The following is an 11,049-nucleotide window of genomic DNA, read 5'->3' on the forward strand; positions in this document are numbered from 1 at the left end:
GACTTCGTCAGTCTTATCTGCAACCTCAAAACAGTGTTTTGAGCAACCTGCGGCTAGTTTCCTAGTTTGCTCTTTGATTTTCATTGAGTAAGAAAAATCAGTCCCCTAAAGGAGTAGATTATGAAGTTATTGTCTATCGCCATTCCTAGCTATAATGCTGCAGCCTATCTTCATTACTGTGTGGAGTCGCTAGTGATTGGTGGTGAGCAAGTTGAGATTTTGATTATCAATGATGGGTCTCAGGACCAGACTCAGGAAATCGCTGAGCGTTTAGCCGACAAGTATCCTAACATCGTTAGAGCCATTTATCAGGAAAATAAGGGCCATGGCGGTGCGGTCAATCGTGGCTTGGTAGAGGCTTCTGGGCGCTATTTTAAAGTAGTTGACAGTGATGACTGGGTGGATCCTCGTGCCTACTTGAAAACTCTTGAAACCTTGCAGGAACTTGAGAGTAAGGGTCAAGAGGTTGACGCCTTTGTGACTAATTTTGTTTACGAAAAGGAAGGTCAGTCTCGTAAGAAGAGTATGAGCTACGAGTCAGTCTTGCCTGTTCGGCAGATTTTTGGCTGGGACCAGGTCGGAAATTTCTCCAAAGGCCAGTATATCATGATGCACTCGCTGATTTATCGGACAGATTTGTTGCGTGCTAGCCAGTTCCAACTGCCTGAGCATACTTTTTATGTCGATAATCTCTTTGTCTTTACCCCTCTTCAGCAGGTCAAGACCATGTACTATCTGCCTGTCGATTTCTATCGTTATTTGATTGGGCGTGAGGACCAGTCTGTCAATGAGCAAGTGATGATTAAGCGCATTGACCAGCAACTTAAAGTCAATCGACTCTTGGTAGACCAGCTTGATTTATCCCAAGTGAGCCACCCCAAAATGCGAGAATATCTGCTGAATCATATCGAGATTACGACGGTGATTTCCAGTGCCCTGCTCAATCGAGCAGGTACAGCAGAGCATTTGGCAAAAAAACGGGAGCTGTGGACCTATATTCAGCAGGAAAATCCAGAGGTTTTTCAGGCTATCCGTAAGACCATGCTTAGCCGTTTGACCAAACATTCAGTCTTGCCAGCTCGCAAACTGTCCAATGTCGTCTATCAAATCACCAAATCTGTTTATGGATTTAATTGATATAAGTATTTTATAAGAGGGATTTAAGAAAAATTTTAACTTTTTCTTAGTCCTTTTTAATTTTAGGATATTATACTAGAGTCATCAAATAAAGAAAAACTCTAAGGAGAACCCTATGAAATTCAATCCAAATCAAAGATATACTCGTTGGTCTATTCGCCGTCTCAGTGTCGGTGTTGCCTCAGTTGTTGTGGCTAGTGGCTTCTTTGTCCTAGTTGGTCAGCCAAGTTCTGTACGTGCCGATGGGGTCAATCCGACCCCTGCTCAAGTTGTACCTGAAGAGACATCGGGAACGAAAGAGGGTGACTTAGCAGAAACTCAGGGAGATACTGTTCTTGCTCAAGCGAAACCTGAGGTCGTTGCTGGAAATACGAACTCACTTTCTACACCTACAGAAGTAACTGAAGTGAGCGAGGAGACAAGCCCTTCTCGTCTGGATACACTTTTTGAAAAAGGTGAAGAAGCTCAAGAAAATTCAGAGCTAGCAGATGTCTTAAAAGAAGCTGTAGATACAGCTGATGTGGATGGGAAACAAGCAAGTCCAGAAGATATTAAAAAAGCTGTCGATGAGGATGTTAAAGACAGTATCGATGTCCCAGCGGGCTATCTAGAACAAGCCAAAGCTTCCGGTCCTTTCTTGGCTGGTGTAAACAAACCGCTTAAATATGAACTTTTCGCAGGAGATGGTATGTTGACTCGTCTCTTGCTCAAAGCATCTGACAAGGCTCCATGGTCAGATAATGGTAAGGATAAAAATGAAAAAATTCCACCAGTGAAAAATTTACCTGATGGCAAGTATTACTATCAAGTATCTTTGAATGGTAACACTACAGGTAAGCAAGATCAGGATTTATTAGATACACTTCGTACTAATGGTACAAATACCTATGAAGCTACCCTGACTGTCTATGAAGCAGCCGGTGATAAACCAAATTTGAATAAGGTTGTCAAGGAACGTAAAGTCAATATTACCTTGAACGGTCTTGTAACAAGAAGCGATGTCAAATCTGCAGTTAAAAACAACATCAAAGACAGTATCGATGTTCCAGCAGCCTACCTAGAAAAAGCCAAGGGTGACGGTCCATTCACAGCTGGTGTTAACCATGTGATTCCATACGAACTCTTCGCAGGTGATGGCATGTTGACTCGTCTCTTGCTTAAGGCATCTGACAAGGCTCCATGGTCAGATAACGGCGACGCTAAAAACCCAGCCCTATCTCCACTAGGCGAAAACGTGAAGACCAAAGGGCAATACTTCTATCAAGTAGCCTTGGACGGAAACGTGGCTGGCAAAGAAAAACAAGAACTCATTGACCAGTTTCGAGCAAACGGCACTAAAACCTACAGCGCTACAGTCAATGTCTATGGCAACAAAGATGGTAAAGCAGATTTGACAAATGTCGTAGCAACTAAACAAGTTACTATTAACATAAAAGGTTTAATTTCTAAAGAAACAGTTCAAAAAGCCGTTGCAGACAACGTTAAAGACAGTATCGATGTTCCAGCAGCCTACCTAGAACAAGCCAAGGGTGACGGTCCATTCACAGCAGGTGTCAACCATGTGATTCCATACGAACTATTCGCAGGTGATGGCATGTTGACTCGTCTCTTGCTTAAGGCATCTGACAAGGCTCCATGGTCAGATAATGGCGACGCTAAAAACCCAGCCCTATCTCCACTAGGCGAAAACGTGAAGACCAAAGGGCAATACTTCTATCAAGTAGCCTTGGACGGAAACGTGGCTGGCAAAGAAAAACAAGAACTCATTGACCAGTTTCGAGCAAACGGCACTAAAACCTACAGCGCTACAGTCAATGTCTATGGCAACAAAGATGGTAAAGTAGATTTGACAAATGTCGTAGCAGCTAAAAAAGTTACTATTAAGATAAATGTTAAAGAAACATCAGACACAGCAAATGCTTCATTCTCATCTTCTAACTCTGGTTCTGGCGTGACTCCGATGAATCACAATCCTGCTACAGGTGCGACTCATCAAACAGCTGCTGACCATAAGGACATGATGGCACCAGCCAAAGAGACTGATAAAGCAATGCCAGCAAATGACCAAATGGAAAAATCAGGTATGAAGACTGAGACTCCAGCTCCAAGTACTACAGATAGCATGCCTGCTGACACCATGACAAGCTCTACCAATACGATGGCAGGTGAAAATATGGCTGCTTCTGCTAACAAGATGTCTGATACGATGATGTCAGACAAGATGATGTCAGATGATAAAGCTATGCTACCAAATACTGGTGAAGCTCAAACATCAATGGCAAGTATTGGTTTCCTTGGGCTTGCGCTTGTAGGTTTACTCGGTGGTCTAGGTTTGAAAAACAAAAAAGAAGAAAACTAATCAGCTAAGGAAATAAATGATGGATAGTGGGCTGACTAAGGCTAGTTTACCAACTCAATCAGCAATCAGGACTTTCTTTCAATAGCAGATTAAAATCATCGTAAAACAATAAAAATAGTGTTATACTTAAAGCAGTATAGCACTGTTTTTATCAAAGGAGAGACAGATGGGAAAGACAATTTTACTCGTTGACGACGAGGTAGAAATCACCGATATTCATCAGAGATACTTAATTCAGGCAGGTTATCAGGTCTTGGTAGCCCATGATGGACTGGAAGCGCTAGAGCTGTTCAAGAAAAAACCGATTGATTTGATTATCACAGATGTCATGATGCCTCGGATGGATGGTTATGATTTAATCAGTGAGGTTCAATACTTATCACCAGAGCAACCTTTCCTATTTATTACTGCTAAGACCAGTGAACAGGACAAGATTTACGGCCTGAGCTTGGGAGCAGATGATTTTATTGCTAAGCCTTTTAGCCCACGTGAGCTGGTTTTGCGTGTCCATAATATTTTGCGCCGCCTTCATCGTGGGGGCGAAACAGAGCTGATTTCCCTTGGCAATCTAAAAATGAATCATAGTAGTCATGAAGTTCAAATAGGAGAAGAAATGCTGGATTTAACTGTTAAATCATTTGAATTGCTGTGGATTTTAGCTAGCAATCCAGAGAGAGTTTTCTCCAAGACAGACCTCTATGAAAAAGTCTGGCAAGAAGACTATGTGGATGACACCAATACCTTGAATGTGCATATCCATGCTCTTCGACAGGAGTTGGCAAAATATAGTAGTGACCAAACGCCCACTATTAAGACAGTTTGGGGGTTGGGATATAAGATAGAGAAACCGAGAGGACAAACATGAAACTAAAAAGTTATATTTTGGTTGGATATATTATTTCAACCCTCTTAACCATTTTGGTTGTTTTTTGGGCTGTTCAAAAAATGCTGATTGCGAAAGGCGAGATTTACTTTTTGCTTGGGATGACCATCGTTGCCAGCCTTGTCGGTGCTGGGATTAGTCTCTTTCTCCTATCGCCGGTCTTTACGTCGTTGGGCAAACTCAAGGAGCATGCCAGGCGGGTAGCGGACAAGGATTTTCCTTCAAATTTGGAGGTTCAAGGCCCTTTAGAATTTCAACAATTAGGCCAAGCTTTTAATGAAATGTCCCATGATTTGCAGGCAAGCTTTGATTCCTTGGAAGAAAGCGAACGAGAAAAGGGCTTGATGATTGCCCAGTTGTCGCATGATATCAAGACTCCTATCACTTCAATCCAAGCGACGGTAGAAGGGATTTTGGATGGGGTTATCAAGGAAGGAGAACAGGACCATTATCTAGCAACCATTGGACGCCAGACGGAAAGACTCAATAAACTGGTTGAGGAGTTGAATTTTTTGACCCTAAACACAGCTAGAAATCAGGTGGAAACGACCAGCAAAGACAGCATTTTTCTGGATCAGCTCTTGATTGAGTGCATGAGTGAATTTCAGTTTTTGATTGAGCAGGAGAGAAGAGATGTCCACTTGCAGGTAATCCCAGAGTCTGCCCGGACTGAAGGAGATTATGCTAAGCTTTCTCGTATCTTGGTGAATCTGCTCAATAACGCTTTTAAATACTCTGCTCCAGGAACCAAGCTGGAAGTGGTGGCTAAGCTGGAGAAGAACCAGCTTTCAATCAGTGTGACCGATGAGGGGCAGGGCATTGCCCCAGAGGATTTGGAGAATATTTTCAAACGCCTTTATCGTGTCGAAACTTCGCGTAACATGAAAACAGGTGGGCATGGTCTTGGTCTTGCGATTGCGCGTGAATTGGCTCATCAATTGGGTGGGGAAATCACAGTCAGCAGCCAGTACGGTCTAGGAAGTACCTTTACCCTCCTTCTCAATCTCTCTGGTAGTGAAAATAAAGCCTAAAACCCCTTTACAAATCCAGCTATTCATGGTAAAATAGATTTTGTGTGAAATATCAGCAGGAAAGCATGAAGCTCGTCAACAGGTGTCTTATGATAAGTAACCTTGGCTGTTTAGGCGAAGGGCATCTGCACGAATCAGGGCTTTCTAAGTGACTATTTCCACCGAAATATTATTTATATCAGGAGGACATTCACATGTCACGTTATACAGGACCATCTTGGAAACAATCTCGTCGCCTTGGCCTTTCACTTACAGGTACAGGTAAAGAATTGGCACGTCGTAACTACGTACCAGGACAACACGGACCAAACAACCGTTCTAAATTGTCAGAATACGGTTTGCAATTGGCTGAAAAACAAAAACTTCGTTTCACTTACGGTGTAGGTGAAAAACAATTCCGTAACTTGTTCGTACAAGCTACAAAAATCAAAGGCGGGATCCTAGGTTTCAACTTTATGCTTCTTTTGGAACGTCGTTTGGATAACGTTGTTTACCGTCTTGGTCTTGCGACTACTCGTCGTCAAGCTCGTCAGTTCGTAAACCACGGTCACATCCTTGTTGACGGGAAACGCGTTGATATCCCATCATACCGCGTAACTCCAGGTCAAGTGATCTCAGTTCGTGAAAAATCATTGAAAGTTCCAGCAATCCTTGAAGCAGTAGAAGCTACTCTTGGACGTCCAGCATTCGTATCATTCGACGCTGAAAAATTGGAAGGTTCATTGACTCGCTTGCCAGAACGCGACGAAATCAACCCAGAAATCAACGAAGCACTTGTCGTTGAATTCTACAACAAGATGTTGTAATATTTTATTAAATATGATAGGCTGTAAAGCCTTGAAACTAAGCACTTTAGGCCTCTATCCTAGAGTGCTTTTTTGATTTCTCTTAGTATCCAGCTATAATCGTTGAGACATAACTAGACCGATATAGTCCAAAGTGATATAATAGTCTAAAGGAGGTGCTACCATGAATGTTTTAGAAAAAAACACACAGGTAAATTTTAAGACTAACAGAGACTTGTTAGAGAAAGCTAAAGCTATTATCACAGCGCAAAATCTTGATATGACAGCCAGTTTTAACTTGTTTTTAGAACACATTGTAGAAAATAAAGCCTTGCCATTTGAAACTCAAGTAGATAAAGAAAGAGAAGAACTTCTATCAAGGTTGCGTGCTGAAATTGCTCGTAGCTTTGAGGATTTAGAACATGGAAGAACTTACAGTCTTGATGAAGTGAGGGCTAACCTTGGAATTTAACGAGAAGGCATATAGCATCATTATCTCCGAAACGGTACAAGAACAGCTAAGAGGTATTAAAGATTATATCTCAGCTAACTACTTTTCAGAACAGGCAGGAGCAAACACAGTTAAGAATGTTCTTTATGGTTTGGAGCGTCTTGAAGTCTTCCCAGAAGCAGGATTTGATGCTGACGAAAGAGTAGGAGGGATTATATACCCACCCCACAAAACTCGATGCATCATTTTAGGAGATTACCTAGCATTCTATCATATTTTAGAGGACAGAAAAGCTGTCTTTGTATCAGATATTATTCATAGCAAACAGGACTACATCCGCTTGTTCAAGAAAAAATAGCGCCTATATATGAACTGCACCCCAAAAGTTAGATTTTTTCTGTCTAACTTTTGGGGTGCAGTTCAATTGGAATGTCCTTATTTTTATTATGGGATTGACAAATGAGGTTAAGGTTCAGATCTATGAACTTAGAAAGCAAGTACAAATCTTTAATCAGCTTTCAAAAAGATTTTGTGTAGATGTTTCGGGCTAAGGTATGTGACAAGATGAATTGATCGTTATGGAATAGAGAGTGTTAAAAATGGGAAGAATCGTTACTATTCCCCTGAATTAAAACAAGAAATAATCAATAAAAGCCTATATAATAACAAATGTATTAAAACTAAGAAAGACTTAGCTCAGTGTAATACAGAACCAAATCTTATAGATAAATTATTTGTCTAATTTTTTAGGAATTATATCTCTAAACAATATCATTTAACAATTAAATTGTTAGATCTAGCTTAAATTTCTGGTTTAATTCATTTATTGTATCACTATCATTATATTCCTTAAATATTCTCATAGCTTTAGAACATTCTTTTTTACCTAACTCTATTTGATTAGTTTTTATAAGATAAATACCTTTTAGGAAGAGTAAATAATTCTTTTCAAAATAATATCCTTGTCTGGTCAGTAAATTTTCTAAATCATCTATAAAAAATTGAGCGTTATTTAACAAATTATTTTTTAATAATAATTCTAAATTAAATAAATATAAAGGAATTACTCTATGTGTTCCCATATTTGTTTTTAAAAAATGTCGTGTTTTCTTGATTACCGCTCTATATAATAAGCTTATGGTTTTAGTGTTCATAAAAAACACCGAATTATAAAAAATTTTCAGTTCATACTCCATCCAAGTATCTACCGAAAGCAAATACTTTATTATCTCATTGCATTTAGATGTATTATAAGGAAGATTTACAAGGCGATTAATCTGTTGTTCAGCAATCAATTTTATGTGAAAATTGCATAAACTTCTTTCCTGCTTTTGTTTTAGCTCTATTTTCTTTATTAGTTCTTGTAACAAAATGATATCTGAAGAGTTTACAGCATGTTCTAATTCTTCAAAAAAGCATTCTTTTTTGGAATAATAGCAATGAACTAATTCTTCAAATTCCGAAAATGATATCCCCAGGCGATTTAACAATATGTAAAAATGATCAATAGATAATTTTGTAATCCCATTTTCGAAACGAGAAATAGTTGACTCACTAATCTTATCACAAGCCAAATCTTTAAGACGAAAATTTTTTGAAATACGGATATCCTTTAAAACTGCTCCAAAATTTTCCATAGTATTCCTCTTCCATTTCTGCAAAAAATAAAACCTGTTTTTTTATTTGTGATATGATTATACAAAAATAAAACAGAAAGGACAATATGATTATGAAAAAAATTTTATTGTCATCAGTTGCTTTACTGAGCCTAGTGGCAACACTACCAGTAAATAGTCCAGTTTCTGCTCAAGAATCTATCTCTCCCAAGTCTTATAGTCACTCTAATGGCAGTTGGATTCAATCGAATAGCCGTTGGTGGTATAAACACTCTGACGGTTCTTACACTAAAAACGGGTGGGAAAAGATCAATGAAATCTGGTACTATTTTGATAGTGAAGGTTGGATGAAAACAGGTTGGTTTAATGAATATGGAAATTGGTATTATCTAGATACTAGTGGTGCTATGAAAACAGGATGGTGTTTGATTTCTGGTAGTTGGTACTATTTAAATACTAGCGGTGTCATGCAAACTGGCCTACAGACTATCGAAGGAAAACAATATTATTTGGCTGCCAGCGGTGCTATGCAGACAGGTTGGCACAATATTGGAGATGATACTTATTTCTTTGCTAGTAGTGGAGCAAGACAAACGATTAATCGCCGTGCTTTAGTTCTTGGTGAAACATCAACGAGAGCAGTACCTATCGAAGACGTTAATGCTATGGAAAAGGTTTTTGGTAACCAAAACTTTAGTAAAGTTGTTCGTTTCCCAGATAAAACTAAGTCCGAGATTATTGCAAAAACGCAAGAGCTTTTCAAATCTTCTATCGAAAGCGATGTGAACTATCTTTACCTTACTTGTCATGGAGGAAGAGACGGAAGAATCTATCTTGGTAGCGATGGTCAGACATTTTCAGGCTGGGAATTGGCATCTATACTGAAACAATATAAAGGTAAGTTTGTGGTTATGCTGGATTGTTGCTATTCAGGAACAATTATAGATGTAGGTAAGTCAGACAAAAAGGTTGCCTCCAAGTCTGAAGAAAAATTTGATGAACAAGCATTTTTGGCAGGATTTTCAACAGGAGATGTAGCAAGCAAGAATGGTGAAATGCTTGATTCTAAATTCCTCGTACTATGTGCCTCTTGGAAAGGCGAAGAATCGTATAGTGTAGTCGGAGTAGGTAGTCTTGCCACCAGATACTGGGCAATGGGTACAGGTTGGGATTCACTTCAAAATAGAATGATTTCGCCTATGGCAGACACCAATACTAACGGAAAAATTACTTTAGAGGAACTGTATCAATACTCTTATCCTCTAGTCCTTGAAGCTGCATCACAAATTCACGAAGAGCAACATGTATCAGTTTATCCTAAAAACAGTCAATTTGTTTTATTCCAAAAATAAGGAGTTAAGAAAATGAAAGTATCAAAAAAAATCACACTATTTGGTTTATCTCTAGCAGGTCTAGCTTTATTAGCTTTCCCTCATTCAGGTCAAGCCTTTGAGTTGGAAGAAGAATGGGTTATTAAGGGTGGGGTTAAGTATCAAGATGGCAAAATTCTTCGATTTAACAATGGCCATGAAGTGGATATCAAAGTCTTGGATTTGCCAAAAACTGAGAAAATCGAGTGGACGGTTAGTCTCAATGGTCAAGATCAGACTATCAATTTCCTAGGTCAAGAAAAGGACAAATCTATGGTCGGTACAGAGGGGCGTTACCTGAATTTCTATGTACCTTATGGCTATAGAGGAGATATCAAGGTAGAAGCCAAGAGCGGAAATGAAGTAAAGACCTGGTCCACTAAAGTAGTAGATGATGTATATAATGATGGCGGAAAGAGTGGTTACTTCCGTATTGACGAATCAAATGATCAACACACCTACCTTGATGCAAAATGGGACTATCAAACTAAGACCTACACTGCTACCTTACCAGAGACTCTCAATGGTCAAAAAGTGTTTGCTTGGGAAGACGACTATGTAGAATTGAAACTTCAAAAACCAGGAGTTATCAGTCATTCCTACAGAGGGGGAGGAGCCTTCAAAATACTTTATCCGATTCTAAAAGCAGAAAGCTGGCTAAAAAAGAATTACAGTGAAAAGTGGTACTATCAAAAACAAGGTCAATTAGTTAAAAATGCTTGGGTTAAGGACAAGGGAACTTGGTACTTTATGAATGATAAAGGAGTCATGTTCAATCAAACTTGGCTCTATCAGGGTGGCAACTGGTATGCCTTTAAATCATCAGGAGCTATGATTGCTAGCAATTGGCTATATGATAATAACTCTTGGTATTACCTAAAGGACTCAGGTTCTATGGCGACAGGTTGGATCAAAGATAGTGGATCTTGGTATTATCTAAACAACTCAGGTTCTATGGTAACAGGATGGGTAAAAGATAGTGGATCTTGGTACTACCTTGCTTCAACTGGTAAGATGCTTCACAACACCTATACACCTGATGGTTACTATGTAGATGCCAGTGGCGCTTGGAAATAAATTTTAAACAGAGAAAATCTACTGAGAAGGTAGGTTTTCTTTTTTAGTCAGTGAATAATATATAGTAGATTGAAACTAGAATAGTACATCTGGACTTCTAAAACATTACTAGAAATTGATTTGATTGTCCTGATTGATTTGTCCTATTTTTATTTCATTTTACTATAGAATAAAGTAGATCAGAAATTTAGCAGGGTTATTCTCTTTTACTAACAATCTGCTTACAAAAATTAAACAAGAGTATTTTAAAAATTAGACCCATTGTGAACTTTAGTAGTAAACAAAAATCTGGGAAAAAAGTTTTATAGTCATTTAGTTTTTAAAAAGCGTTCCAAACATT

The 11,049-nt window shown here is 38.9% G+C and carries 10 protein-coding genes and 1 pseudogene; 10 read left to right on the forward strand and 1 reads right to left on the reverse strand.

Annotation, left to right across the window (positions count from 1 at the left end):
• Positions 1 to 120 precede the first annotated feature (120 nt).
• From HT687_RS05685 to HT687_RS11845, 8 genes and pseudogenes are all read left to right on the forward strand, one after another.
• Positions 121 to 1,137: a glycosyltransferase family 2 protein gene (locus HT687_RS05685; RefSeq protein ID WP_000771879.1), complete on the forward strand. Its 1,017-nt coding sequence runs from the start codon at positions 121 to 123 to the stop codon at positions 1,135 to 1,137.
• A gap of 115 nt (positions 1,138 to 1,252) precedes the next feature.
• On the forward strand, positions 1,253 to 3,496 hold the full coding sequence (locus HT687_RS05690) for a PavB family fibronectin-binding SSURE repeat adhesin (protein ID WP_172924106.1): 2,244 nt from the start codon (positions 1,253 to 1,255) through the stop codon (positions 3,494 to 3,496).
• Between the two features lie 166 nt (positions 3,497 to 3,662).
• Positions 3,663 to 4,361: a response regulator transcription factor gene (locus HT687_RS05695; protein WP_000520643.1), complete on the forward strand. Its 699-nt coding sequence runs from the start codon at positions 3,663 to 3,665 to the stop codon at positions 4,359 to 4,361.
• Positions 4,358 to 5,410 carry a HAMP domain-containing sensor histidine kinase gene (locus HT687_RS05700; RefSeq protein WP_000769775.1) on the forward strand — a complete coding sequence of 351 codons (1,053 nt, stop codon included), beginning with the start codon at positions 4,358 to 4,360 and terminating at the stop codon, positions 5,408 to 5,410. The genes HT687_RS05695 and HT687_RS05700 overlap by 4 nt, the downstream gene beginning before the upstream one ends.
• A 194-nt stretch (positions 5,411 to 5,604) precedes the next feature.
• Positions 5,605 to 6,216 (forward strand): 30S ribosomal protein S4, encoded by a 612-nt coding sequence (gene rpsD / locus HT687_RS05705; RefSeq protein WP_000092760.1) that lies wholly within the window; start codon positions 5,605 to 5,607, stop codon positions 6,214 to 6,216.
• Between the two features lie 163 nt (positions 6,217 to 6,379).
• The gene (locus tag HT687_RS05710; RefSeq protein WP_001101480.1) at positions 6,380 to 6,667 is read left to right on the forward strand and encodes a type II toxin-antitoxin system RelB/DinJ family antitoxin; all 288 of its coding nucleotides are present in this window, start codon (positions 6,380 to 6,382) and stop codon (positions 6,665 to 6,667) included.
• The gene (locus tag HT687_RS05715; protein ID WP_000395510.1) at positions 6,657 to 7,004 is read left to right on the forward strand and encodes a type II toxin-antitoxin system RelE/ParE family toxin; all 348 of its coding nucleotides are present in this window, start codon (positions 6,657 to 6,659) and stop codon (positions 7,002 to 7,004) included. The genes HT687_RS05710 and HT687_RS05715 overlap by 11 nt, the downstream gene beginning before the upstream one ends.
• Before the next feature lie 88 nt (positions 7,005 to 7,092).
• A pseudogene (locus tag HT687_RS11845) lies at positions 7,093 to 7,304 on the forward strand (IS3 family transposase); the annotation flags it as partial.
• Between the two features lie 124 nt (positions 7,305 to 7,428).
• Here HT687_RS11845 and HT687_RS05720 read toward each other — a convergent pair.
• The gene (locus HT687_RS05720; protein ID WP_000427006.1) at positions 7,429 to 8,283 is read right to left on the reverse strand and encodes an Rgg/GadR/MutR family transcriptional regulator; all 855 of its coding nucleotides are present in this window, start codon (positions 8,281 to 8,283) and stop codon (positions 7,429 to 7,431) included.
• A 92-nt stretch (positions 8,284 to 8,375) separates the two neighbouring features.
• Here HT687_RS05720 and HT687_RS05725 point away from each other — a divergent pair, with 92 nt between their 5' ends.
• Together HT687_RS05725 and HT687_RS05730 are read left to right on the forward strand one after the other, a co-directional pair.
• Entirely contained in the window at positions 8,376 to 9,614 is a 1,239-nt protein-coding gene (locus HT687_RS05725) for a caspase family protein (protein WP_000722388.1), read from the forward strand.
• A 12-nt stretch (positions 9,615 to 9,626) separates the two neighbouring features.
• A complete protein-coding gene (locus HT687_RS05730; RefSeq protein WP_000868697.1) occupies positions 9,627 to 10,709 on the forward strand; it encodes an N-acetylmuramoyl-L-alanine amidase family protein in 1,083 nt (360 codons plus the stop codon).
• Positions 10,710 to 11,049: the final 340 nt, after the last annotated feature.

The organism is Streptococcus sp. 1449 (assembly GCF_013276805.1).
GTDB lineage: Bacteria > Bacillota > Bacilli > Lactobacillales > Streptococcaceae > Streptococcus > Streptococcus pseudopneumoniae.

Excerpts from the sequence above, each read along its gene's own strand:
- rpsD (WP_000092760.1), top strand. The coding sequence starts at position 5,605 with ATGTCACGTTATACAGGACCATCTTGGAAACAATCTCGTCGCCTTGGC.
- HT687_RS05710 (WP_001101480.1), top strand. The coding sequence starts at position 6,380 with ATGAATGTTTTAGAAAAAAACACACAGGTAAATTTTAAGACTAACAGA.
- HT687_RS05730 (WP_000868697.1), top strand. The coding sequence starts at position 9,627 with ATGAAAGTATCAAAAAAAATCACACTATTTGGTTTATCTCTAGCAGGT.
- HT687_RS05700 (WP_000769775.1), top strand. The coding sequence starts at position 4,358 with ATGAAACTAAAAAGTTATATTTTGGTTGGATATATTATTTCAACCCTC.
- HT687_RS05720 (WP_000427006.1), bottom strand. The coding sequence starts at position 8,283 with ATGGAAAATTTTGGAGCAGTTTTAAAGGATATCCGTATTTCAAAAAAT.
- HT687_RS05695 (WP_000520643.1), top strand. The coding sequence starts at position 3,663 with ATGGGAAAGACAATTTTACTCGTTGACGACGAGGTAGAAATCACCGAT.
- HT687_RS05690 (WP_172924106.1), top strand. The coding sequence starts at position 1,253 with ATGAAATTCAATCCAAATCAAAGATATACTCGTTGGTCTATTCGCCGT.
- HT687_RS05725 (WP_000722388.1), top strand. The coding sequence starts at position 8,376 with ATGAAAAAAATTTTATTGTCATCAGTTGCTTTACTGAGCCTAGTGGCA.
- HT687_RS05685 (WP_000771879.1), top strand. The coding sequence starts at position 121 with ATGAAGTTATTGTCTATCGCCATTCCTAGCTATAATGCTGCAGCCTAT.